This is a genomic window from Ciceribacter lividus (assembly GCF_003337715.1).
GTDB classification, from domain to species: Bacteria; Pseudomonadota; Alphaproteobacteria; order Rhizobiales; family Rhizobiaceae; genus Allorhizobium; species Allorhizobium lividum.
Genome location: NZ_QPIX01000013.1, coordinates 80,032 through 105,591 on the forward strand (window position 1 = coordinate 80,032; position 25,560 = coordinate 105,591).

A 25,560-nucleotide genomic window follows, 5' to 3' on the forward strand; every position below is an offset into this window, starting at 1 on the left:
CTCCCGGACCATATATTGATGGCATCGATACATCGGATGAATACTATCTGATTTTCATTTTTTTGACAGACGCTAATTTTTCCCTGTCGTCACCGGCACTGGAGGAGCGTGCCGTGACATCTCGAAGACCCGCCGACCGGCTCTCCGAGATCAATAATTGGGAGGGGATATGAGAATTTCGCACTGGGCGGCTGCTGCCGCCGTTTCGTTTGTCGCAACAGATGCATTGGGCGCGGATGCCGTCGAGGGAGGCTTCCAGCCGCCGGTATCGGTTCAAGCGCTGACCAATCTGGGAAAAGCGGGTCTGCTGCGGTCGTATTTCGAGAGTGACCAGTTCGGCACCGTCCAGTGGCGCACCGGCCAGGCCCGTGTCACGATCGGCGCCGCAGAGGCGTCCGGGCTGCCGAACAGTCACTACAAGGACGGCACAACGGACACGGTCATTCCGTTGAGCTTCATTTTCGGGCTTCCGGACGGCCAGTCCGCAATCCATCTCCGTGCGACGGGCACGTTTTCGAACGGCGCCAATTATCCCGTCGAGCTCGATGGCGGCACGGGCCGTGTCGATCTGCGGTATCTGCGTTTTCCCAATCCCGACACCATGTGGGCCTTGGGAGGCTTTTTCGAATACACCGATCTCGACATCGAGGGTTCTGGATCGATCAAGCGACCCGCAGGCGGCATCCGCGCCGACTTCCTCAATGAGTTCAGCGAACACTGGGGTATCGCTGCGCGTGCCGAATATTCCTGGGGTGAGACCGACGTGAAGGTCAATGTCGGCCCCGGCCTGGTCATGGAGCACAAGCAGGGCGACGATCATCTCTACACACAGGCAGAGCTGATCGGCCAGTATCGCAGCGACGACATCGCGATCATACCGGAAGGCTGGGTTTTCCATCCGGTACTCGGGGTTGAGTTTCAGCGCGCCTTCCTCGAGTCGACCGCCAACAGCTTTGGAGTGGTGTCGTCCGGCGTGGTCGGTCCAACCGAGGACTACGGCACCGTCTGGGCGCATCTGCGGCTGGAAAAGGAAGTTCCGCCCGGCGGCTGGTCGCCCAATCTCCTTCTCGGCATCGAGCAGGAATTCGTCAACGATCTCGACGGCGTCGTCGATGATCCGACCTATGCCGTTTTCGGTGCCGGCATTTCCAAGACTTTCGGCCGCGGCAACCGGTTCGAGGTTTCCTACACACGCCACCAGGGGCTGGAAGGAGACCGCTGGAACCAGGCCATCGTCGGCACTCTGACGATGAGCTTCTGACGGTTCGACACGGCCGCGGGTCCCTGGAGCCGCGGCCACCAATGCAGGCATCCGCGCCGTGGGAACTGGAGACGGCGCGATGACAACGGGAACGATGAGCGTTCCGGGAGGAACCAATGACGAAACTGAACAGCTGGGGCGGACAAGCGACCCTGAGCATCGGACACATGGCTGGCATGATCGATCTGGCGGCCTTGCCGCTTTGGATCGGCAGCCTGATGAAATTCTACGGACTTGCAGCGCCGCAGGCCGGGCTGACGGTCACCGCCTTCCTCGCCGCAGTGGTCGTCTCGAGCATCATGTTCGCGCCGATGTTCACGCGGCTGAAGCATCGCATCTTCGCCTGTCTTGGCTATTGCGTCGCCGCTTGTGCATTCCTTGCCGCTTCCTGGCTGCCGGTGTCACCGGACAGTCTCGCCGGCTTCATGCTTCTGCATGCCGTCGCCGGCCTCGGCGTTGGCGCGGCTCTTTCGGTGACCCACGGGGCCATGGGGCGGTCGGCCAACCCGCATCGCCTGTTTGGTATTGCCAATGTGGCGATGGGCGTTCTGGCCGTCATCATGTTTGCGGTTCTGCCGGGCATCATTGCTGCCTACGGCGGACAGACAATCTTCCGAGCTTTTGCCATCACCATGACGTTTGGTGCCATCATGGCGCTTCTGTTCTTCCCCGATGTGCCGCGGGCTGAAGTGTTGGTGTCGGGCAAGCGGGTGGTGATCGTAAAGAAGCCACTCCCTAAAGCCGCCTGGCTGACGATCGGCACTATCGTCTGCATCGCGCTCAATCAGGCCATGGTTTTTGCCTTCGTGGAGCGGATCGGTGACATGCGCAATTTTGGCGAAAATGCCGTTCAGAGCGTCCTGATCGTCACCGGTTTCGTCAACCTGCTGCCGGGCATTCTGGCTGCCCTGCTGCAGAAGAAGTTTGCCCCGGTCAATGTCGGCATTGTCGGCCCGATCCTCCAGGCGGTGTTCGCTCTCTCGGTCACGGGCGCCACAACTTTCGCCTTCTTCGCCGTTCCGGCGACGCTCTACGTCGCGCTGGTGATCTTCAGCCATACCTTCATGTTCGGTCTTCTGAGCAGTGTGGATGAGACCGGACGCGCCGTCGCTGCAACGCCTGCCATGATGATGATCGGCTCCGCCGCCGGGCCAGCTCTCGGCGGTTTTATCGTCGCCGCTGTCGGGTATCCAGGTCTCGGCTGGGCCGTCACCGGTTTCGCCATCGTGGCCGTGACTTTCATGCTGTTGACTCGCCGCGACATTGCGCGTCGGCCCGAACAAGTGGCCGTGGTCGCCACCTGATTTCAAATCCTCCCAAAACTTGAGAAATGTCAAATATTGGAGCTTCACATGAACCAGCACACGAATCTAAGGCCCGGCCTGCAGTTTCCGAACGACATCGTCTTCAACGGCTATGCGGCCCCGGTCCGCATCGAAGGCGAAGTGCATGACCTCGAGGTGATCGGCCGTATACCGTCCGAACTTGAAGGCATCTATATCCGCAACAGCGCCGACCACGCCTATCCGCCGTTGCACGGCAAGGATATCTTCCTCAATGGCGACGGCATGGTCCACATGGTCCGCTTCCAGAACGGCCATGCGGACCTGACGATGAAATATGTTCGCACTCGCAAGTTCGAGCTCGAACGCTCGGCGCGCCGCGCATTGTTCGGCGCTTACCGCAATCCCTTCACCGACAGCCCGGAAGTCGCCGGCGAGGATTCCAATACAGCCAATACTTCGGTGCTCTGGCATCACGGTAAGCTCTATGCCTTGAAGGAAGCAGGGCGTCCCTACGAGCTTGATCCGAATGATCTGACGACCCGAGGCGAGACGGATTTCGGCGGCCAGCTGAAAAGCCGTACCTTCACCGCCCATCCCAAGATCGACCCCGTGACCGGCGAATGTGTGGCTTTCGCCTACAACTGCGAAGGCGTCGCTAGCGACGAAATCGAAGTCTACTCCATCGACAAGGAGGGCCAGTTTACCCGCACGGAGCGCTTCAAGGCGCCCTACTGCTCAATGGTCCACGACTTCATGGTCTCGCGCAACTACATCGCCTTCGTCATCTGCCCGATGGTCTGTGAATGGGACCGGGTGGAAAAGGGCGAGGCGTATTGGCACTGGGACAATCACAAGAGCACCTACATCGCCGTTATTCCGCGCGACCAGGGGGTAAAGGCCATCCGCTGGTTCACGGCCCCAAAGATCGCCATGCAGACCCATACCTTCAACGCCTGGGACGACGGCAGCCGTCTGGTACTCGACCATTTCGTGACGGAATCGGGCTGGCTCAGTCAGTTCCCCGATATTCACAATCCCAATGCCCACGAGCTGCCGCCGTTCGGAGAGCGCTGGATCGTCGACCTTTCCAGCCAGGGCAGCGAGGTCAAGATCGAGCGCTTCATCGATCACATCGGCGAAATGCCGGTGGTCGACAACCGCTTCTCGATGCGACGCACGCGCCATCACTGGTTCGGCACCAACCATCCGGCAAGCTGGCCGATGCTGGAACCGGGACCGAAGGGCCCGCCCTTCACCTGCCTTGGCCATTTCGACGAACAGACAGGCAAGATCGAACTCTTCTATGCCGGCCCCGATGCCTCGCCGGAAGAGCCGTGCTTCGTACCGCGCAGTCCGGATGCGGAGGAGGGCGACGGCTTCTTGATGACCATGGTCGGTCGACGAAAGGAAAACCGCACCGATCTCGTCATCCTCGACGCCCGCAGGCTGTCGCAAGGGCCTGTGGCGGTGGTGAAGTTCCCCTGCCGTGTGCATGAGGGCTTCCACGGCATCTGGGTGCCGGGCAGCGCGCTGGGATCAGACCGCGGCCTCTAGTCGACAAACGTTCTGCGGCGTTGCCGCAGGCAGCGACTTTTCCTCCTCCCGCGGCACGTGCGTCGGCTGAGGTCGGGCCCGACCTCCGGACCCCGGCCGGCGCCTTCTGTCGAAAAAGACGACCGTGATGGGCGGAACATTGCCCAATCCCCGCAAGCCACTCCAAAGGAACGACCGACATGATCACGCTTTACGGCGACGTGACGAAAACCCGCGCCAACCGCTGTAGCTGGATGCTCAACGAAATCGGCATCGAGCATGGGCGCGAGCCGCTCGCCTTCCGGCCGGGCGATGCCAAACCCCCGGAATTCCTCGCCCTCAATCCGAACGGCAAATGTCCGACGCTCATCGATGGCGACTTCGTGCTGTTCGAATCGCTGGCCATCAATCTCTATCTGGCGCGCCGGTATGGCGGCCTGCTCGGACCGCAAACGCCCCAGGAAGACGCCCTGATGACGCAGTGGTCGCTGTGGGTGGCGACCGAGGTCGAAAAGCCGCTTCTGTTGACGTCGGCGGTCCGATATCTTTTCGATCCATGCACACCGGACGGGGAGGAAGAGGCGATCACCATGAAGAAGCTGGCCCGGCCCTGGTCGGTTCTGGATGGGCATCTCAAAGACCGCGAATTCATCCTCGGCGACCGTTTGACGGTGGCCGACATCAATGTCGCCGCCGTCATGCACTTCATCCCAATCGCCGGCATCGACATTTCCCCCTGGCCGGCGATGAAACGCTGGCTGGAGAGCTGCCTTGCGCGGCCCGGCGCGATCGACCTCGCCAGCGTCCGGTTCCGTGTTCCGAGGCCACCAAGTTCGCGGGATATCTTCGCAATGTTTCTCTGACCCCGCTTGCTTGCGCCGGTCGAATGTCCATTTCCGTTCATGGAGTTTGAAAAAATCATGTTGTCCCTATCCAAAGCCACCACAATCATCGACGCTGCGCTTGAAAAGGCGCGGGCGGAAAATTTCGCGCCATTGGCCGTCGCGGTCCTCGACGCCGGCGGCCATCTGGTTGCCTACAAACGCGAGGATGGGGCCGGCATCGTCCGTTTCGATATCGCCTACGGCAAGGCCTGGGGATCGCTCGGCATGGGTTTCGGGTCGCGCGAACTGACGGAGCGGGCGGAGAAGAACCCGACATTCATCGGGGTTCTGTCCACCGTCAGCGGCGGGCGGATGGTGCCTTCACCGGGCGGCGTGCTGATACAGGATGACAGCTGCACCGTTGTCGGTGCTGTCGGGATATCCGGCGACATCGGCGGCAATGACGAAATCTGCGCCGTTGCCGGCATCGAGGCGGCAGGCTTTGCGGCGGCGACCGGCGTTCCGAAATAACGATAAAAGGATGGAGGATTGTGACACGAAGATCGAATTGCTGATCAACGGCAAGGACACGCCCGCCGAGAGCGGACGGAGCTATGACCGTCTGGATCCAGTCACGGGCGAGGTGGAGACCACGGCGGCGGCGGCGAGCGTTGCCGATGTCGGCCGCGCAGTCGCCTCGGCCGCGAAGGCCTTCGAGGCCTGGTCCAAGACGGGGCCGGGGGAACGACGCACGCTCTTGATGAAGGCCGCCGACATCATGGAGGCAAAGGTCGGTGACTTTATCGCCGCCATGATTTCCGAGACGGGAGCAACTGGCCTTTGGGCCGGCTTCAACGTCAAGCTCGCCGCCGGCATGATCCGCGAGGCGGCGTCGCTCGTCACCCAGATTGGCGGCGAGATCATACCGTCCGACAAGCCGAACACGCTGGCCATGGGCGTGCTGAAGCCGAAGGGCGTGTGCCTCGGGATCGCGCCGTGGAACGCGCCGGTCATTCTAGGAACCCGCGCCGTAGCCGTGCCGATCGCCTGCGGCAACACGGTCGTCCTCAAGGCTTCGGAACTGTGCCCGGCGACGCATCGGCTGATCGGCGAATGCTTCGCCGAGGCCGGCATGCCTGAAGGCGTTCTCAACGTCGTCAGCAACAGGCCGGAAGAGGCGGCGGAGATCGTCGAAGCGCTGATCGCCGATCCGCGCGTGCACCATGTAAAATTCACCGGTTCCTCGCGCGTCGGACGGATTATCGGCCGGCTCGCCGGCGAGCACCTGAAGCCGTCGCTGCTCGAACTCGGCGGCAAGGCGGGCATTGCGGAATTCACCGACCTGCGCTGGGTGACGATCGAGGATTCCGGGCAGCACTACCCGTTCTGATCGACAGGGCCGGCGGCTAACCCCGCCGGCCTTATTCGCCGAGGTCGGCGCGGATGATGTCGGCCGTCCGGCGATAGTGGTTCTGCAGGAGGGCGACCGCGTCTTCCGTCCGCCTCTCGATGGCGGCCTTGAAAATCTGGGCATGTTCGTCACTGACCTTACGGACCCGGAATGCCTTGCGGATCGACAGAGCCCGGTAGCGGTAGAGCCGGTCCGCCAGCTGCTCGCAAAATCCGATCAACGGCTTCGAACCGCAATTGCCGATGAGCAGCGCGTGAAAGCGGCGGTGATGTCGCTCCCATTCGGGATTGTCCTTGAATGTTTCCGGATCGAGTGAGCGCGGCGTCCGGTCTAGGCGGTGATGGGCGATCAGCAGTGCTTCTTCCCAGTCCGCTGTCGCCCGTTGTATGGACTCACTCAGTGCGATGCCCTCGACCCAGCAACGCGTCTTCGTCAGTTCCTGCAATTCGTCCAGGCTGATCGGCTTGACGAAGAAGCCGCGCTGCTCCTTGCCGATCACCAACTCCTCGCTCGCCAAGCGGTTCAGTGCCTCGCGGATCGGCGTCTGGCCGGAGCCATAATGCTCCGTCAGGAAGCGCAGCTGCAGCTTGCGGCCGGGCTCGAGTTCCGCAGACAGGATGTCGGCCCTGAGGCGTTCATAGATGCCTGTTGCCCGGGTAGCCGGGGTTTCTGCGGATTTCTCTATCGTATCCTGGTGCATGTCCGTCTCGTGCGGTTGACTCCGATTTCATATACATCAATCGCCAGAATTAGAAAATTTATAAATTTCATATTTACAGAGCTTATTTTGTATTTTATTCCAGGCGTGCCAAGGGAGGAACCGCTGTGGCTGGCAATGCGCGTCAAAACAGGAAATTTGCCTTCGGTCGCAGCTGCGCGTGCTGCGGCGTTGACGTTCATGCGCATGTCGTTCCTCATGACTTTCCCCGCTTCGCCGGAGACGCCGTCCCGAAGTCATGGCCCTCCATGCAGCCGGCCGATGGCTGCCATCGCACCATGATCGTTGACGGAAAGAATTACCGGACCGTCAGTGACGCCTGCTGGTCGGTCAAGCGCCGGATTGCCGACATGGATACGGCCGGCATCGGTGTGCAGGCGCTTTCGCCGATGCCGGAACTGTTCAGCTACTGGATGGATCCTCAGCCGGCCGATGATCTGCTTCGCTATATCAATGACGTAATCGCCGGCATGGTGGATGAGGGCAGGGGCCGCTTTGCGGGCCTGGCGGCGGTTCCCCTCCAGTCACTCGACCTCGCCATCGCCGAGCTCCGGCGGGCCATGGAAACGCTCGGCTTCGCCGGCGTCGAGATCGGCAGCAACGTCAATGGCGTGCCGATCGGCGACCCGCGTTTCCTGCCCTTCTTCGAGGAAGCAGAAAGGCTTGGCGCGGCCGTCTTCGTGCACGCGGTGCGACCGGCCGGCATGGATCGCCTCGTCGGCCCCGGACAGCTGCAACAGGTGCTTGCCTATCCGACGGATATCGGACTTGCGGCGGCGTCCTGCATCACGTCCAATCTGCTGTTGAAGCTGCCGAAGCTGCGCATCGCCTTCAGCCATGGCGGCGGAACGCTGGCGAGCCTCCTGCCGCGTCTCAGGGAAGGCTGGAAGATCTTCCCGGCTCTGGCTGACGCCCTGCAGGCGGATCCCTATGATCAGGCCCGACGGCTTTATGTCGATTCACTGGTCTATGACGAGCCGACCCTGCGCCATCTTTCGACGATCTTCGGCGATGACCGGATTTTGATCGGCACGGATTATCCGTTCAACTTTCATGAGCGTGCGCCGCTTGCCCGCATCGAGGCCGCATTCGAGGATGCGGGCTCACGTGATCGGCTGGCCTTTGCCAACGCCGCTGCATTTCTGAACATTGAGGAGGCCGCGTGATGTCCGACTTTCCACTCGCCGGACTGAGAAGCGTGGAACTGTCCACGCCGGATCTGGAAGGATCCGTCGATTTCTACACCCGCGTCTGGGGCCTTGAAGAGGTCGCCCGGGAGCAGGGCAAGGTCTTTCTGGCAGCCACCGGCAGCGATCACCACGTGCTGGAACTGAAGCCGGGCGACGCGCCCCTCTTGCGCAAGATCACCTTTCGCGCCCGGTCGCGTGAGGCACTCACCGCGCTGGAAAAGGCTCTGGTGGCCGCCGGCTGTACGTTGCTGCGCACCCTTGGCCCCGCCGATTCCCCGGCCGGCGGCGAGCGTTTCGTGGTCCGTGAACCGCAGGGCTCGACGCTCGAATTTGTCTTCGGCGACAAAACGAAAGCGGAACGGATCGTCCCCAACGTCCCGCTGCGGCTGGCGCATGTGAACATCAATTCCAGCGATATCGAAGTGCTGACCGCCCTTTACCGCTCCGCTCTCGGCTTCCGCCTGACCGACCGGTCGAAGATGATGGCCTTTCTCTGCTGCAACAGCGACCACCATTCGATCGTGCTTGCCGAAGCCGACGTCAACGGCCTGAACCATATCGCCTTCCAGATGCCGGACCTCGAATCCGTCATGCGCGGCTCGGGCCACGTGAAGGATGCCGGTTATCCGATCGGCTGGGGCGTTGGCCGGCATGGTCCGGGCGACAATGTCTTTGCCTATTTTGTCGATCCGACCGGCGTCGTCATCGAATACACCGCCGAGGTCCTGCAGGTCGACGAGAATTACCGTTTCCGCGGGCCGTCCGAATGGGTCTGGCCGCCCGGACGCACCGATCACTGGGGCATCGCGCCGCCAAAGAGCGATGCCTGCAAGAAGGCGCAGGTATCCGTCTCTTTCGCCGGTCCATGAACCAATCACCACGACAGTTTTGAGCAGGCAGTTTTCCGTGACGAACGACAAAGCAAATAGCGATCATTACACAGTCCTGGTTGTGGGCTTCGGTCCCGCCGGCGCCGTTGCAGCAGGCCTTCTGGGCAAGCTTGGCCACCGCACGCTGGTCATCGACCGGCTTGCCGACATCTACGACAAGCCGCGTGCGATCGCTCTCGACCACGAAATCCTGCGCCATCTGGACAATATGGGCATCGCTGAAGAGGTCATGCCCCATGTCGCGCCGTTCACCGCCTCGCAGCACTTTGGCGCCAGGGGTCAGCTGATCCGGCGCATCGACATGGTGCCGGCGCCTTATCCTCTTGGTTACACGCCGAGCATGGTTTTCACCCAGCCGCCGGTCGAAGCAGCGATGCGGCGCCATGCCGAAGGGTTGGATTGCGTCGATGTCGATCTCGGCGTGGAGCTTATCGGCCTGACGCACGATGCCGACGGCGTTTCGGCCGAACTCAAGTCGGCCGATGGCCGCGTCCGGTCGGTCACGGCCGATTATCTCGTCGGTTGCGACGGAGCTTCCAGCACGGTTCGCCAGATCGTCGGTATCCGCCTGGAGGACCTGATCTTTGACGAGCCCTGGCTGGTCATCGACGTCAAGGTGAATGACGCTGGCCTTGCCAAGCTGCCGCAGACCTCGGCGCAGTTCTGCGATCCGTCGCGGCCGACCAGCTTCGTGATGGGGCCGAAGAACCACCGCCGTTGGGAGATCATGCTGCTGCCGGGTGAAAACCCGCGTGAGATGGAGAAGCCGGAAAATGTCTGGGCGCTTCTGTCTCCCTGGCTGACGCCGGAGGACGGCTCGCTCTGGCGCGCCGCGGCCTACCGTTTCCATGCCCTCGTCGCCGAAAAATGGCGCGACGGACGAGTCTTCATCGCCGGCGATGCCGCGCACCAGCAGCCGCCGTTCATCGGCCAGGGCATGTGCCAGGGCCTGCGCGATGTCACCAACCTTGTCTGGAAACTTGACCGCGTGATCAATGGCACGTCGTCCGATGCGTTGCTCGACACCTACGGCGTCGAGCGCAAGCGCCACGTGATCGAACTGACCGGCAAGATCAAGGCGATCGGCGAGATGATCTGTATCCGTGACCCTGCCGAGGCGGACGCGCGCGACGCGCGCATTCTGGCCGAGGGAGGAGGCACTCCACCAACGATCACCCGGCAGGAGATCGTTCCACCGCTGCACGAGGGGCTGCTTGCCAACGCGGCCTGCCCGGCCCGGGGCACTTTGTTTCCCCAGCCCGAAATTCGACAGGCGGAGGGAGACCAGCTCCTGGACAAGCTGACCGGCGCCGGCTGGCGGCTGATCGTCGACGGCAGGAGCGACATCGAGGTGCAGGATGTCTCGGCGTCGGCAGCGGAAATCGGCATCAGCGTTGCGACCATCGTTCCACCCGGCTCTGACGGCATGTCGCCCGACGCACTAACCGAAAAGGACGATGTGCTTGCCCGATGGTTTGATCGCAACGAGACGCGCGCCGCACTGGTGCGGCCGGACCATTACGTCTTCGCCACCGCCCGCACACAAGCGGAGCTGGCGGCCGAGCTTGGAGAGCTGAAGCGCAAGCTCGGCTGAGGAAAATTAGGCGCCGAAGCCGCGACCCGCGGCTTCGCGACAGGAACAGGACCGCGGGCTTGAAAGACGGCCCGCATGCAAGGAGAGACAGAGCATGAAACTTTCCACCGTCAAGATCGCGGGACGCGTAACCTGGGGCATCGTCGAAGGCGAGACATTCCACGATGTCGGCGCGGCCATGAAGGCAACCTATCCGGACCTCAAACAGGCTGTTGCCGCCGGTTTCGCGGGTGTCGCCGAGGCGAAGGCCGGTGCGGCGATCTTTCCGATTTCCGAGGTCGAGTGGCTGGCCGTCATTCCGAACCCGGACAAGATCCTCTGCGTCGGCCTGAACTATGAGATGCACCGGCAGGAGACAGGCCGTAGCGTCGTTGAGAATCCGACGATCTTCGCCCGTTATGCCAACAGCCAGACCGGCCATCTCGCGCCGATCGTTCGGCCGAAGGTGTCGAGCGATCTCGATTACGAAGGCGAACTGGCGGTCATCATTTCCAAGCCCGGCCGCTATATCAGCCGTGACAACGCGCTGGAGCACGTGGCCGGCTATTCGATTTACAATGATGGCAGCGTCCGGGATTTTCAGCGCCATACCCATCAGTTCACGCCGGGCAAGAATTTCCCCGACACCGGTGCCTTCGGTCCCTGGATGATGACGCCGGACGAGCTCGGCGATCTCGATCCCCTGCGGATCCAGACCCGCCTCAACGGCGAGGTCGTCCAGGACGCGACCTTCGGCATGATGATCTTCGACGTGGCGCGCATTATCGAATACTGCTCGTCCTTCACCCGGCTCGAAGCCGGCGACGTGATCGCCACCGGCACGCCCGGCGGGGTCGGCGCCAAGCGCAATCCGCCGCTGTGGATGAAGCCCGGAGACATTGTCGAGGTCGAGATCGACAAGCTCGGCATTCTGAGGAACCCGATCGGCCAGGAGGCCTGACCGGCAGATGCGGCTGGCCACAAGCGGCCGGTCCGCGAAGACGGATGAGAACTTCAAGGGGCTTGTCGCAAACATTTTCGCAGTGCGCGATTATCTCCTGTGCATCCTCATTTTCATGCTTTGTTAACCTTTTGCAGTCCGAAGAGGCGCGCAAGTAAATCGTTTTGATCGTCGATGGTCCAGCCTCCGGAAAAGCCCAACCCCTTCCGTAGCCAAAGCATCGCCTCGAAACCCGCGATGGTTCGCCGCGCCGTGTTGAAGGAGTGGAAGCCACCGATCTTTGGCATGTTGTTCTTTACCCGGAAGTGGTCACTTTCGATGCCTTGCTGGAGGTGCTTGGTGACATAGTGGACGGGGTCCGGATGGAGAAGCCCATCATCAACCGACGTTTTGATCGTTGATGGGAAGGTGTTGGCCCCGTCCGTCCCGATCCTGTTCGGAGACAACAAGGGGTCGTCTTTGAGCATCTTGCGGAAGAACCGCTTGGCGGCGTCGAGATCGCGCTTAGCGGTCAACAGGAAATCCACCGGATTGCCGTGTTTATCGATGGCTCGGTACAGATAGCGCCATTTGCCGCGGATCTTGACATAGGTCTCATCGATCCGAACTGAGCCGCAATGGGGTCGCCGAAACTGCCGCAACCGTCTTTCGATCATCGGCGCCTAAGCCAATACCCAGCGGTTGACCGTGCTATGATCGACCTCAAAGCCCCGCTCGCGAAACATCTCTTCCAGGTCACGATAACTGAGCGGGTAGCGCAAGTACCAGGCAACCGCCTGTACAATCAGCCAAGCCTCAAAATGCCTGCCTTTGAAGTCATCCTTTGATTGGCGCTTCAGCTTCTCGGCAATAGCATTCAGAATCATGGGCTCGCTCCGCAACTTTCGGAGCGCAAATTCCATGTCTATGATCAACATGCCGTTAAGCCCGAAAATTTGCGACAAGCCCCCTTTGCCTCTTCGAACATGCCGACGATGTAGTCCTCGTGGGCATCGAGACGCGAGCCGCCGCGTCGGCCCTGTTGCACTCCTCACCCCTGCTTATCGAGCGCTGTGAGTGCCTGATCGAGGCCGTTCCATGAGAGGGGGATAGAGATGACGCGACCGGATGCGTCGGTTAAGCGGATGTGGCCATCCTTGCCGGAGCGCAAGGTTTTGATGGCGGAGGCATCCGGCTTGGCGGTGGCAAAGCAGGCCCCGCCCGCACAGCGGTTCCAGCTCATGTCGATTGCGCCTTCTTCGTCAGCGCCCGTCTTGCCATTGCCGGAGATGTGAACCATGCCGGGAATGGCGATGTTGGATGGCAGAACGGCTGTCAGAATGAGTGTCTTGTCGCCGGGGATGCGGCCAAGAGCGATTTGGGCCACCGGCTGGGCCTGCCCCTGAACCTGAACCGTTTCGGAAACTTCGCAGCTCGTCACCGGTATTGCTGCGGCCTGTCCGTCTTTTCCAGCCGGAAGATTGACGCAGCGTAAGACCCAGTTGCCATATGAGGCCGTGGTGACGGCCGGTTCTGCCGGAACAGCAGCGGGTTTGCTGTCAGCGGCAAGGCTCGCAAGTGGCGCGCCAAGTGCGAGGCCTGAAAGCAATGCGACACGGAAAAGAGAAGAGCGGGCAATCAGGGTCATGTTATGGTCCGGTAAGTTGCCGCACCGGTCCGGTTTGGCAAGGCTGTTGAAACAGGCCCACCCGCTGCAAGGCTGTGGCGGGTGGGTATATGGAAGCAAAAGTCAGAAGCTGACTGAGAAGCGCACATTGATGCGGTTCTTCGCGCTCATCCCGTTGGCTGCGCCATGGGCATATTCAAGCGTAAGGTTGGCCGCATTTGAACTGGCCTGTTGAGACAGCGCCAGACGCAGACCTGCACCAAAGGAGATCGCGCGTGTAACAGCTGTTTCAACCGAAGTCGGATTTTCCAGTTTGGCCACACCGGCTGCGCCAAAGACATAAGGAGCGGCAACCGCGCCGATATCTTCCTTCGAGGCAAAAGGCGTGAAGATCTGCGGGAAGGACAATTCGGAGCGAACCGCAAAGCCGGCATCGCCCTGAACAGCGCCGCTGTCAAAGGCCGACAACCAGCTCATGCCGCCAAGCCCCATCTGCTCGGACGCGGCCAGCGCATCACCAAACGAGGTTTGCCCATGTGCGGCAATCAACCATTGCACACGGCCATCGGCAAAGGGCTGAGTATAGCGCAGGCTTGCTTCCAGCTTGCTGAATGACGGGCTTGCGCCATCACGCGACATCGGAAGCGCCGACGTTGCCGTACGCGCGCCAAGTGCATTCATGCCGAAGGAAGCCGTGATATCGCCCGACACATGACCGCCGAAACTGTAGAAATAGTCTGCTGATTGCGTGAGCCGCAGGACGCGCAGACGGTCTTCGTTATAATCCGTCTTCGTGCCCGACATGACGATCTGCTGCTTCTCGTCAGCAATATCGAAGGCGATGATGGACGCCGTGTTGAAATCGCGCGAGCGCACCCAGTTATAGCCAAGCTTTGAAGACAGGCGCTGATAATGGTCAGCCATCGTATAGCCAAGGCTGGAGGTTGGATGCGTGCGGCTGTCCACAGCCTCAAGGCCTGCCCACAATCCGTCCGTACCAATCGGCATGGTCAGGCCTGCAACGATCTGGCGGTTGCGCGGATCGGCGCTGACGATATTGTCCGAACCAAAGCCCGGATAGCCGTTCAGGCGCAGATAAAATGCCTCGCCAAGACCAAGCAGGTTGTTGAAGTCGAAGCCCGTGCTGGCCACGATTGATCCCATGGAACTGGAAAGCGAATTGTCAACCGAAGAACTGACAGTGACAGCATCATAGCGGCCATCGACAACGATGATCGTCGCACCCGGTTTGGATCCGGCCTTCAACGTGGATTTGAGCATGACGCCGGGTGTGTCGCCTGCAAGCAGCAGACGGCGTTCAAGCTCACGCTTCGTCAGGCCTTTTGAGCCGGCAAGCGGGGCCAGAACCGCTTCCACACGCGTTCTCGCCTTGCCCGAAAGCGCTGATGCATCGATTGCCTCGACATAGCCATCAGTCACGACGAGCTTTAACGGCTGGCCATTCTTCAACGTCTGCGGCGGCAAGGACACGCGCACGAGCAGGTAGCCCGCCCGCACGTAAGCGGCTTCCAGATCGCTTGCCGCTTTAAAGAGATCGGCACCCGTGACCGTCTTGCCAGCAATCGTGCCTTCAACGGCGGCAGTATCAGTCTCCATGCCTGGCAGACTACCGTCGACGACAAGGCCGGACGGCGTGACATGCAGCCGCTCGGCCCCGGCAGGTGCTTCAACGCCGGTCGAGCCGGGAAGCGCAAGCCCGCCCTTGACCGCCTTGATGACGGGCGGCGCATAGGACTTCTCGGTCAGCTGGCTTGCCGTCTGGGCGTGAGCCAATCCGGAAGATGCAGACATTGCAAGGCCCAGAGTGAGAGCGGAAACGGAGATGTTCAACAATTTACGCATGATCGTTTCCCTCAAACTCAGTTTACGCTGCAGGCGACAGCCGAACCGTCACCAAGCTGGCAGACAGCACCGGAAAGTTCCGGATCTTCCACCGTCATGACCGAACCGGAAGACCCGCTGCCGGAGGACTGACCTGCGCTACCCTGAGAACCGCCGCTATAGCTGACGATTTGCGCCACGCCAGATGTACCGCCAAGACCGGTTGAGCCTGCACCTGAGAAGCCGAACGGGGAAGATGACTGGCCGAACGTGCCTGCAAGAGGTGTCGAGGGAACGATTGTTGTGCCGCCGCCACCGCTGGCTGCGTTCACTGTCAAAATGCCTGCCGCATAGGTCAAGGCATAGTTGCCGCTGGCGGCAAGCGTGCCCTGCGTGATCGAATAGGTCCCGACACCGCCAGATGTACCGTCACTGGCCAGCGAACCGGACAGGCTGTCGCCATTGACGAGGCTGCCGGAAGTGAGCTGCCAGGTCAGGCTTGCCCTATCGCCATCAGTGATCGTTACGTTATCTGCCGCAACGGTGATCGCCCGCTGACCAACGGTCAGAGTATTCCCGACATAGGTGATCGCATAGTTGGAGTTGTCCAATGTGCCCTGCGTGACCGAATAGGTCCCGACATTGGCCGTTGACGATGCGCCCGTGCTGGCCAGCGAACCGGACAGGCTGTCGCCATTGACGAGGCTGCCGGAGGTTACCGAATAGGTCAGGCTTGCCGTATTGCCATAGGTGCTCGATGCAGCATTGGCCGCAACGGTGATCGCCCGCTGAGCGACTGTCAGATTATTGGCGCCGCCGTAATAGATCACCCGATAGCTGAGGCCATTGGTGCTTGTGGCGGAAGAGGTCGACGTCGTCAGCCTGGAGCTATGCGAGCCTGCAGATGTGTTGGAGCTGACTGCATAGGTGCCGCCCGTCAGCGTCAGGCTATCGCCAGCTCTCCCCCAAACATAGGACGACGGACCGCCATGAGATGTCACCGAGCCGACTGTCGCCGTGCTGTCACCGTAAGTGGAGGAGGCCGCCACATCGCTGACCCAAGCGACCGTCGACATTGCGTAAAGCTCAGGATAATAGCCATCGCTTGGCGGCGCCCAAACGTTCTCAAAGTCCCAGCCAGCGGCAGAAGCCAGCGTATAAAAACCGTCCGTATTCTGAAACTGGGATGTCGTCAGGCCTGTAACGCCCGTCGCACTGCCCAAACCAACACCTGTTGTTGTGCCAGACCTATCCGTATCCCAGTAAAGTGCAGTTAGCGTACCTGTGCCGTTATTGCTACCAATCAGACCACCAACATAGGAAATGCCGCTCACGCTGCCAGTTGCATAGGAATAGCCAATTACGCCGTTAGAACTATACCCAACCAAGCCGCCAACATGATAGCTACCGTGCACACTGCCAGTCGCATAGGAATTGCTGATGCTGCTGCCATCGCTATACCCCAGCAGCCCGCCAACAGTATTGCCGGTGCCAGTCACGCTGCCGGTCGCGTAGGAATTACTGATGGTGCCGCCAGAACTATATCCAATCAAGCCGCCAACTTGATAGCTACCGCTCACACTGCCGGTTGCATAGGAATTGCTAACCGTGCCAATACTAGATCCCAACAGCCCGCCGACATAATTGCTGCCACCGTTCACACTGCCTGTCGCATAAGAATTGCTCACTGTGCCGATGCTGTATCCCACCAGACCACCGACGTAAAAGTTGCTGCTGTTCACGCTGCCGGTTGCATAGGAATTGTTGATTGTGCCGCCATCGCTATACCCCAGCAGCCCACCGACACCAAAGCCGCTGCCAGTCACGCTGCCGGTCGAATAGGAATTACTGATCCCACCACGATTGAGACCCATCAGCCCGCCGACAGCAGCGCCACCGCTCACATTCGCGGTCGAATAGGAAGTGCTCACCGTACTGGGACCACTGCCATACCCCACCAGCCCGCCGACAAATTCGCCGGTGCCGCTACCGCTCACGCTGCCGGTCACATAGGCGTTGCTGATCGTGCCGGCATTCCCCCCCGTCAGCCCGCCGACATAGCTCCTCCCGGCTACATCAACATTCACCAGCCCGATATTGGTGATTGTGCCAGAAGAAACACCGAACAGGCCGACATCATCGGTCGATGATGCGTTGATCGTAAGGCCAGTGATCGTGTGGCCGTTGCCGTCAAACGTTCCGGAAAAGGCGGTGCTATTGTCGCCAACAGACTGCCATCCTGTGGCACCCCATATGCCGCTGCTTGTGGCGGTGGAAGCGGTGATGCTGGCGTCGAGATCGGCCGTCAGCTGGTAGCTGGCCGTCAGATCAGTCCCCATCAGCGCCAGCTGATGCAGATTGGAAACGGTAATGACGCCATTAACCGCAGTTGCTGCTTCCGATCTGAGGATCGGCCGCATATCGCCCGTCTGATACCAGACGGTCGAGAAATCCCAGCCGGAATAATTGGAGGCAACGCGAGCCTGGGCGGATGTCAAACCCGTGTAACCGGTAGTGCTGCCTAAACCAATACCCGTCGTCGTGCCAGACGTATCAGTATCCCAGTAAAGCGCGGTCAATGTGCCTGCCTGCCAAAGACCAATCAGACCACCGAAATTGCTGCTGCCGCTTACGCTGCCTGTGGCATACGAATAACTGATAGCACCGTAGGTGCCGCCGACAAGCCCGCCAACGGTGCCAGTACCCGTCACGCTGCCTGTTGCATAGGAATAGTTGACTGTGGCTAAGTAATTATACCCCACCAGTCCACCAACGGTGTTAGTACCCGTCACGCTGCCTGACGCATAAGAATAGCTGATCGCATTGCCTAAATTTTGTCCAGCCAATCCGCCGATTGCAGTACCGCCATTCGCCGTCACACTACCGGTCGCATAGGAATAACTAAGAACTCCACGATTATCCCCAACCAGCCCGCCGACATACATGCTGCCCTGAGTGACAGCTCCCAGATCGGGGTCGTTATATTCGTATTGATTGCCAGTCACGTTGGCGGAAGAATACGAATAGCTAATCGTGCCTGTACTTCTTCCTGCGAGCCCGCCGATATTACTGCCCGCGCCGGTCACGCTGCCGGTCACATAGGAATTGCTGATCGTGCCGGAATTATTATACCCTACCAGACCGCCGACGGCGCCAACACCGCTCACACCACCACTGGCATAGGAATTGCTGATCGTGCCGGAGTTATTATATCCTACCAGAGCGCCGACATACGAGGCCCCGGTGATAGACGCATTCACCAGACCAATGTCACGAATTGTGCCTGTGGAAGAGCCGAACAGGCCGACATTGTTTGTCCCGGATGCACTGATCGTCAGGTTGGAAATCGTGTTGCCGAGGCCTGCAAATGTGCCTGTGAAGGGATCGGGGCCGGTCCCAACCAGGACGGAGTAATAGGTCGCCGTCACATCCAGATCTTCCGCCAATGCGTAATAGCCAGAAAGACCGTTATCGATTGCGTCCAGCGCCATCATCGAATGAATGAGCGTATAGGCCTGACCATTGATGGCAAGCGAGGCGCTTGCGCCGGAAAGCGTGATCGAAGAGCCCGACGCGATGGAATAATCCGACCCGCCATAGGTCAGCACCAGACCCGCGCTTGCGCCTGTCGCCGTGATATTGGCATTCACATAGATATTGTTGGCCGCCGTCAGCGTCAGCGTTGTACCCGCCGACCAGCTGATATCGCTTGCTACCGTGATATTGCCCGTCTGGCTGCCGCCGGAATTGGTGGTGATTTCCACATTGGCGCTGGCAAGAGCGTTCGTCAGCGTGCTGACATTGATCACGCTGTCATTGCCCGTGGCCGTAGTGCCCGAAGAGTTCGACGCCGTGCCACTGGAGATCGTGATGTTATATGGATCAAGCAAAAGCGTGCCATAACCACCGGGACCATAGAGATTGGTGTAACCGGTATAGACAAGCGTTGCCTTGCCCGAGACTTCCGCATCTCCACCTGTGCCAGTGCCAGCACCAACGGCCGAGATCGTACCGTTATAGGTCGTCAGAAGATCAGACCAGACAACGACATTGCCGCCATTGCCGCTTTGTGTCGCATCCGCACGAATGACTGTATTTGCGTCAAGGCTCGCGGTCTCCGCCGTCTGCAACCCGTCCGCGCCGTGCTTCAAGCCGCCGATATTGATCGAACCGCCGCCTGTTGCACCCGACGCATCAATTTCAGCACTTGCAAGCTTGATTGCCTTGCCGGTGACCTTGATCTTGCCACCTTTGCCCGTCGATGACTTGGCCGTCACCTTGCCGGAAACCTTGACCGTACCGCCGTCGCCACCGCCAATGACGATCTCGCCATCCGAGCCGGAAACGGAATCCGCTTCGACAACACCAGACATATTGATCGCCTGACGGGCGGCTGACTTGGCTGTTGCCACCTTCATCACCACCAGACCGCCGCTTGCCGAGATCGAGCCGGAATTCTCAACGAGAGCGCCATCGCTTTCCGCGCCATCGGCTGTGGGAACTGCCACCTGCAGGAAGCCATCGCCGGAAAGATCAAGCGTTGCCTGTTCGCCCGAACCAAGACCGACCTTGCCCACGGGAACTGCAATCGTGCCGGAATTCTTCACCGTGCCGCCAAGAAGCGCTGCATAGCCGCCGCGACCAATGGTGATCACGCCTTCGTTGGAAACACCGGCGGACGCGCCATCACCCTGAAACTTCAAATTGCCATTGAGGAAGTCTTCATCCGAGATATCCAGCGTGGAAGCGACAAAGCCGCCACCGACTTTCACCGAACCCGTTGAGGTAATCGCAATGCCGTTCGGGTTGATGAGATAAACCTGACCGTTCGCCGTCAGCGAACCGGCAATCGTCGAGGTCGTGGAGCCGGTCACACGATTGAGAATAGCGGAAGAACTGTCCGGCTGGACGAAATTGACCGTATAGCCCTGCCCGATGGAAAAGCCGTTCCAGTTGACAATCGCCTGGTCCGAGCTTTGCGTGACCGTCATCGTGGTGCCGGACGTGGACGCATTCACAGAACCGGCTGCAACCGTCCCACCCGTTGGCAGAACATCACCGGCAAAGGCTGCAAGCGGATTGACCGCCAACGCCGTCGAGGCAAGCAGAGCGCCTGCAAGGCGCGCTTTGTGTTTTGCAAAATCGCAAACGTTTTCATGGCAATACATAACAAGCCCCGCCTAAAAAAATGCAGACAGTTCCAAAAGCAGGAATATACAAACGGACGAGACCCCACCCATTCTGCAAAACCGGTCGGCGCAGATGCGCCTGCGCCACTTGCCCCAAAACTCTCTCGATCTTAAAAAAAACGCCGCACCATGAAGGCCGCGCCGAATCGGACATTCGCACCTTCGTTGTTAAAAAATGCAACAGAATCAATCAAAAAAACACAATCCGTTCATGCCAATCGTCTATTAATTCGCGACAAATGAAAACGCCTCTTCCATTTTGAACTGCACACATATATGGCGGCGACGATATTTGGGGGTCATGATTATGTTAGGCGGAAAACAGGAACAGCAGGTCTTCCCTATCGAGGCGGCAGCGCTGCAGATGGGGGAGTTATTTGGCATTGATTCTGTCGAAATCGCGCGCCAGGCGGGGCTCTCCCTCGAAGCATTGCAGAGCGATGGCGCAACTCTTACGGCAGAGCAATATGGCGCGCTTTTCGACACACTTGAAAAGTTGTGCGACATGCAGACCTTGCCGCTGATAATTGCCCGCGCGATGGCGTCCACACCACTGACCGGTGTTTTGCTGGCGTTTTCGGCCAGCAAAACGGTAGGCGCCGGCATTACAAATTTTGCCCGTTATGGCGTTCTTCTCGGCCCCACTCATCTGCGTATTCAGCAGTCAGGCGACCGGTGCGAACTATATCTGACACATGCCGCTCGCGACTTTGAATTGCATGAATGGGTTGAGCTGACCACGCTTTTGCAGCTTCTTGAATGCTGTCGCAGATTTTCCAATCGGCACATCGTTCCGCTTGCCATGCAAGTCAGGGGAAAGCGGCTGATCAATGATGCAGTAATCGAACATGTGGGTGTTGAGCCAACGGAGGAGCAGGTCGCCGCGCTCATTCTGGACAAGGCTGATTTGGACCATCTGCTATTGACAGCAAACAGCGATATTCTCGCTTCCATGGAAACGTATTTGCAGAAGCGCCTGCAATTACGCGTCAAGGATATGTCGCTCTCCGCCCAGATAAAGCTGATACTCCAGGACATATTGCCAAACGGAGAAACCTCGATTGAGGATGTGGCCTTGCGTCTCAATCTCGGCACGCGCAGCATTCAGCGGCGGCTGAGCGAGGAAAACCAGACCTTCAGCTCACTTCTGCAAGAAACCCGCAAGTCGCTCGCAATGCACTACCTTTTGGGTGAGGGATTGCGCAACGAGGAAATCTCCATACTGCTTGGATACCGGGAGCCAAACTCCTTTTTCAAGGCGTTTCAGAACTGGACCGGAATGACGCCCGCCGAAATACGGAAAACAAAGGCAGAGGCCTTATAACGCGACACAAGAGACAAGCATTTCTAAGAACCGCGCCGGGTTTGCCGGAGGCTCCAACTTCTGAGAAAGTGGGGCCGATATGAGCAAGACAACGAACAAATTTTCACCTGAAGTCCGCGCCCGAGCGGTGCGGATGGTTTTGGATCACCAAGGCGAATATTCCTCGCGATGGGCAGCGGTTTCCTCGATCGCCGCCAAGATCGGCTGCACGGCGCAGACGCTCAATGAATGAGTGAAGAAGGCGGAAGTGGACGATGGTTCCCGGCCTGGGCTCCCAAGCGTTGTCGGTCCGCGCCCGCAGCGACATTGCATTGAAGATCGAGATACGCCGCGTCTTCGAAGCGAACTTCCGCGTCTACGGCGTGCGCAAGGTCTGGCGGCAATTAAAGCGGGAGGGCTTCGATATAGCCCGCTGCACCGTCGCCCGGCTCATGCGATCGATGGGACTTCGGGGTATCATCCGGGGCAAGCCGATCCGCACGACGATCCCGGACAAGACGGCTGCGAGCCCGCTCGATCGGGTGAACCGCCAGTTCAAGGCTCCTGCGCCGGACAGGCTCTGGGTTTCGGATTTCACCTATGTGGCCACCTGGCAAGGCTTCGTCTACGTAGCCTTCGTCATCAACGCCTTCGCGCGCCGGATTGTCGGCTGGCGGGTGAGCCGGACGGCGCATGTAGGCTTCGTCCTAGATGCTTTGGAACAGGCGCTTCATGAGCGGCGGCCCGCTCATGGCAACGGCCTCATTCACCACTCGGACAGGGGCGTTCAATACGTGTCGATCAAGTATTCGGAGCGACTGGCCGAGGCAGGCATCGAGCCGTCCGTCGGAAGTGTCGGCAACAGTTACGACAACGCCCTCGCCGAAACGATCAACGGCCTTTACAAGGCCGAGGTCATCCATCGGCGCGGACCGTGGCGCAGCTTCGAAGCGGTTGAATTCGCCACCCTGGAATGGGTCGACTGGTTCAACCATCGACGGCTTCTGGAGCCCATCGGCAACATCCCGCCGGCCGAAGCCGAGGAGAAGTATTACGCCATGCTGGACGAACCAGCCATGGCTGCATAACTTAAACCAAACAGCCTCCGGCAAACCCGGCGCGGTTCACGGGTTGCAATCGAACGACTCGATGCAGATGGCTTGCGAAATCCGCTCCCTGGTGACCTCAATCGAGGTTCACCCGTGCGAAGAACGAGGTCAGGTCGAGCTTTTCGTGAAGGGAGCAATAGCGGACCTTTTGGACCTTCCGAAGAAGAAGTCGCATGCAGCGCTTAACACTGTAGTGATGGTAGCGGGAGAGCGTTTCTGCCAATACCGTGCGACGGTCGATATCGTATGCTGAACCGGTTCCATGATGCGTCCACCTTATGCGCGGGCAGCGCGGCGTCCGGAGGTCGACGTGTCGGGATCGCGGCCAGGCACTCGCGCGTCGCATCGTCCACAGCATTAAGGACGCGGAAGGGTGCGCCACAATCGAATTGATCGTGGACGAAATCCAGCGATCACGGTGCCTTCTCCTTCTCCAGGATAGGAGCACGCATTCGCACGGCCTGTCGCCACGCTTTCCGCTTGCGAACGGATATTCACCTCGGCGGCGGCGAGATAGAGGGCCGGCGAATAACTCCGATGGGGGTCTTGGTCGCCAGGCAGGAAGGATCCCTTCCTCCTTCTATGGCAATTAGATGTCTTTCCTCAGATGTGAGAGCCTCGGGTTGATCCCGGCGCCCCCCAATTTCGTCTGCGGAGGAAGTAGAGTTGGTGCGACCTTCGCCCCAAATTCGGGTTGTTCCCCGGGCGTACTGTCTTCGGGATCTAAGTCAGAGGCAGAAAGCCCGCCTGTCCTGTCGAGAGGGCGAGCAGTTCACCGAGCGACTCATTGTTCGGCGAAAGTCGTCCCTTCTGCCTCAATCGCGTCAGAAATGTACTGGTCCTGTCCGTCGATTACTGCCGAAGATCGGAAGCGGTTTCCAGCGGGAGACTTGCCTTCACAATACAGATCCTCCGTATATTAGTTCTCCATTAAGTTGAAAAAAGTCTCGTCCGCGACTTTTGGTACTTGCGCACATGCATCTTGTTGGTACAACCTTAAGGCATATTCGCTTGGGTACCGGAGAGGGTTTGCATTGGCTTCTGCTTTGCGTTGGAGATTGCCAGTCTTCTCATGCGATCCGTTACCGAATTCCACCGAGGCACCCCGCTGCATCTCGACCGACACGAAAATCGACGAAGACCTCGAGAACTGCTTCTGCAGGGTATCGTTGTTGATTTCGGCGAGCCAGTGCTCGGTCACGTCTTGCTTTTCAAATCCGATCCGCGATCACACTCAATGAGTGTTTCGCAGCGAGTAGGTGTTTTCTCAATTCTGGACATCAATCGAAGGAGAATCCGATGGCAGTCGTTACAGGAACGTCAGCTGCAGACACCTTGACCGGGACGTCGGGCGCCGACCAGTTGTACGGTCTTGGCGCGGACGACAGTCTGAGCGGTGGCGCCGGCAACGATGAGCTTTATGGCGGCGCCGGCAATGACACGCTGATCGGCGGTGCCGGAGCCGACGTTCTCGACGGTGGGGATGGCTGGGACATTGCGAGCTACTCGAACGCCACATCGGCCGTCACGATCAACCTGAAGACGGGCGTCTATACCGGCGATGCGGCCGGAGATACGTACATCAGCATCGAACGTATCGCGGGGACGCAGTACGACGACACCTTCGTCAGCGGGTCTGAGGCGGTCCTTTTTGACGGTGGCGGGGGCGGGGACACTGTCGATTACTCGACGTCCGGGGCGGCTGTGAACGTCAACCTCGTGACGGGGACCGGAACGGGTGGCGATGCACAAGGGGATCGATTCTACCAGATCGAAGGTGTCGTCGGCTCGGATTACGGCGATACTCTCACGTCCTCGGCAACCGGCACACTTGAAGGTGGGGCTGGTGACGATGTCTACGTCATTGGCAACCAGGGCGTGAGGATCGTGGAAGCAGCGGGTGGCGGCGATGACGAAATCCGGACCTCGCTTGCCACCTATTCGATGGCGAACTACGCGAACGTCGAACGCCTGACATATACCGGAACGGTTAGTGCCACATTGACCGGCAATGCCGGCAACAACGTCATTACGGGCGGCGCCGGCAATGACACGCTGATCGGTGGTGCCGGGGCTGATGTTCTCGACGGTGGGGATGGCTGGGACATTGCGAGCTACTCGAACGCCACGGCGGCCGTCACGATCAACCTGAAGACGGGCGTCTATACCGGTGATGCGGCCGGCGACACGTACATCAGCATCGAACGTATCGCGGGGACGCAGTACGACGACACCTTCGTCAGCGGGTCTGAGGCGGTCCTTTTTGACGGTGGCGGGGGCGGGGACACTGTCGATTACTCGACGTCCGGGGCGGCTGTGAACGTCAACCTCGTGACGGGGACCGGAACGGGTGGCGATGCACAAGGGGATCGATTCTATCAGATCGAACGCGTCGTCGGCTCGGATTACGGCGATACCCTCACGTCCTCGGCAACCGGCACCTGGCTTAAAGGTGGGGCTGGTGACGACGTCTACATCATCGGCAACCAGGGCGCGACGATCGCGGAAGCAGCGGGTGGCGGCGATGACGAGATCCGGACCTCGCTTACGACCTATTCGATGGCGAACTACGCGAACGTCGAACGCCTGACATATACCGGAACGGTTAGTGCCACATTGACCGGCAATGCCGGCGACAACGTCATTATGGGCGGCAACGGCAATGACACGCTGATCGGCGGTGCCGGAGCCGACGTTCTCGACGGTGGGGATGGCTGGGACATTGCGAGCTACTCGACCGCCACGGCGGCCGTCACGATCAACCTGAAGACGGGCGTCTATACCGGTGATGCGGCCGGCGACACGTACATCAGCATCGAACGTATCGCGGGGACGCAGTACGACGACACCTTCGTCAGCGGGTC

Annotated in this window: 15 protein-coding genes and 4 pseudogenes; 13 read left to right on the plus strand and 6 right to left on the minus strand. The window is 59.8% G+C overall.

Going from position 1 to position 25,560, the window contains the following annotated elements; genetic code table 11:
• Window positions 1-169: 169 nt before the first annotated feature.
• From DFR48_RS19510 to DFR48_RS19535, 6 genes and pseudogenes are all read left to right on the plus strand, one after another.
• Window positions 170-1,261 (plus strand): hypothetical protein, encoded by a 1,092-nt coding sequence (locus DFR48_RS19510; RefSeq protein ID WP_114364894.1) that lies wholly within the window; start codon window positions 170-172, stop codon window positions 1,259-1,261.
• Between the two features lie 167 nt (window positions 1,262-1,428).
• The gene (locus tag DFR48_RS19515) at window positions 1,429-2,565 is read left to right on the plus strand and encodes an MFS transporter (RefSeq protein WP_210206021.1); all 1,137 of its coding nucleotides are present in this window, start codon (window positions 1,429-1,431) and stop codon (window positions 2,563-2,565) included.
• Between the two features lie 48 nt (window positions 2,566-2,613).
• Window positions 2,614-4,101, plus strand: a complete 1,488-nt coding sequence (locus tag DFR48_RS19520; protein ID WP_114364896.1) for a carotenoid oxygenase family protein — start codon at window positions 2,614-2,616, stop codon at window positions 4,099-4,101.
• A 179-nt stretch (window positions 4,102-4,280) separates the two neighbouring features.
• Complete coding sequence (locus DFR48_RS19525) at window positions 4,281-4,943, plus strand: glutathione S-transferase family protein (RefSeq protein WP_114364897.1); 663 nt, start codon at window positions 4,281-4,283, stop codon at window positions 4,941-4,943.
• 57 nt (window positions 4,944-5,000) lie between these two features.
• Entirely contained in the window at window positions 5,001-5,435 is a 435-nt protein-coding gene (locus DFR48_RS19530) for a GlcG/HbpS family heme-binding protein (RefSeq protein ID WP_114364898.1), read from the plus strand.
• Window positions 5,436-5,445: 10 nt separating this feature from the next.
• A pseudogene (locus DFR48_RS19535) lies at window positions 5,446-6,246 on the plus strand (aldehyde dehydrogenase family protein); the annotation flags it as partial.
• Between the two features lie 79 nt (window positions 6,247-6,325).
• Here DFR48_RS19535 and DFR48_RS19540 read toward each other — a convergent pair.
• Window positions 6,326-7,015: a GntR family transcriptional regulator gene (locus DFR48_RS19540; protein WP_114364900.1), complete on the minus strand. Its 690-nt coding sequence runs from the start codon at window positions 7,013-7,015 to the stop codon at window positions 6,326-6,328.
• Window positions 7,016-7,140: 125 nt separating this feature from the next.
• On the opposite strand from DFR48_RS19540, the gene DFR48_RS19545 reads away from it, so the two are divergent.
• From DFR48_RS19545 to DFR48_RS19560, 4 genes are all read left to right on the plus strand, one after another.
• Window positions 7,141-8,199, plus strand: a complete 1,059-nt coding sequence (locus tag DFR48_RS19545) for an amidohydrolase family protein (RefSeq protein WP_114364901.1) — start codon at window positions 7,141-7,143, stop codon at window positions 8,197-8,199.
• Window positions 8,199-9,092 carry a VOC family protein gene (locus DFR48_RS19550; RefSeq protein WP_114364902.1) on the plus strand — a complete coding sequence of 298 codons (894 nt, stop codon included), beginning with the start codon at window positions 8,199-8,201 and terminating at the stop codon, window positions 9,090-9,092. Before DFR48_RS19545 ends, DFR48_RS19550 begins: the two co-directional genes overlap by 1 nt.
• Before the next feature lie 37 nt (window positions 9,093-9,129).
• Entirely contained in the window at window positions 9,130-10,707 is a 1,578-nt protein-coding gene (mhpA, locus tag DFR48_RS19555; protein ID WP_245415668.1) for a bifunctional 3-(3-hydroxy-phenyl)propionate/3-hydroxycinnamic acid hydroxylase MhpA, read from the plus strand.
• 94 nt (window positions 10,708-10,801) lie between these two features.
• Complete coding sequence (locus DFR48_RS19560; protein WP_114364904.1) at window positions 10,802-11,647, plus strand: fumarylacetoacetate hydrolase family protein; 846 nt, start codon at window positions 10,802-10,804, stop codon at window positions 11,645-11,647.
• 113 nt (window positions 11,648-11,760) lie between these two features.
• On the opposite strand, the pseudogene DFR48_RS19565 reads toward DFR48_RS19560, so the two are convergent.
• From DFR48_RS19565 to DFR48_RS19580, 4 genes and pseudogenes are all read right to left on the minus strand, one after another.
• A pseudogene (locus tag DFR48_RS19565) lies at window positions 11,761-12,513 on the minus strand (IS6 family transposase).
• Window positions 12,514-12,677: 164 nt separating this feature from the next.
• Window positions 12,678-13,274 (minus strand): invasion associated locus B family protein, encoded by a 597-nt coding sequence (locus DFR48_RS19570; RefSeq protein ID WP_114364905.1) that lies wholly within the window; start codon window positions 13,272-13,274, stop codon window positions 12,678-12,680.
• A gap of 102 nt (window positions 13,275-13,376) precedes the next feature.
• Window positions 13,377-15,116, minus strand: a complete 1,740-nt coding sequence (locus tag DFR48_RS19575) for a ShlB/FhaC/HecB family hemolysin secretion/activation protein (RefSeq protein WP_210206022.1) — start codon at window positions 15,114-15,116, stop codon at window positions 13,377-13,379.
• Between the two features lie 17 nt (window positions 15,117-15,133).
• A complete protein-coding gene (locus tag DFR48_RS19580) occupies window positions 15,134-20,263 on the minus strand; it encodes a beta strand repeat-containing protein (protein ID WP_114364906.1) in 5,130 nt (1,709 codons plus the stop codon).
• A 322-nt stretch (window positions 20,264-20,585) separates the two neighbouring features.
• Between DFR48_RS19580 and DFR48_RS19585 the strand changes: the two genes are divergently transcribed.
• Both DFR48_RS19585 and DFR48_RS19590 read left to right on the plus strand, forming a co-directional pair.
• Window positions 20,586-21,608 carry a helix-turn-helix domain-containing protein gene (locus tag DFR48_RS19585; RefSeq protein ID WP_114364907.1) on the plus strand — a complete coding sequence of 341 codons (1,023 nt, stop codon included), beginning with the start codon at window positions 20,586-20,588 and terminating at the stop codon, window positions 21,606-21,608.
• Window positions 21,609-21,687: 79 nt separating this feature from the next.
• Window positions 21,688-22,675: pseudogene (locus DFR48_RS19590) on the plus strand (IS3 family transposase).
• Window positions 22,676-22,978: 303 nt separating this feature from the next.
• Here the strand turns inward: DFR48_RS19590 and DFR48_RS19600 are convergent.
• A pseudogene (locus tag DFR48_RS19600) lies at window positions 22,979-23,190 on the minus strand (IS3 family transposase); the annotation flags it as partial.
• A gap of 805 nt (window positions 23,191-23,995) precedes the next feature.
• Here DFR48_RS19600 and DFR48_RS22365 point away from each other — a divergent pair.
• Window positions 23,996-25,560: beta strand repeat-containing protein (locus DFR48_RS22365; protein WP_280956439.1), on the plus strand; the 1,565-nt coding region annotated here is incomplete at its 3' end.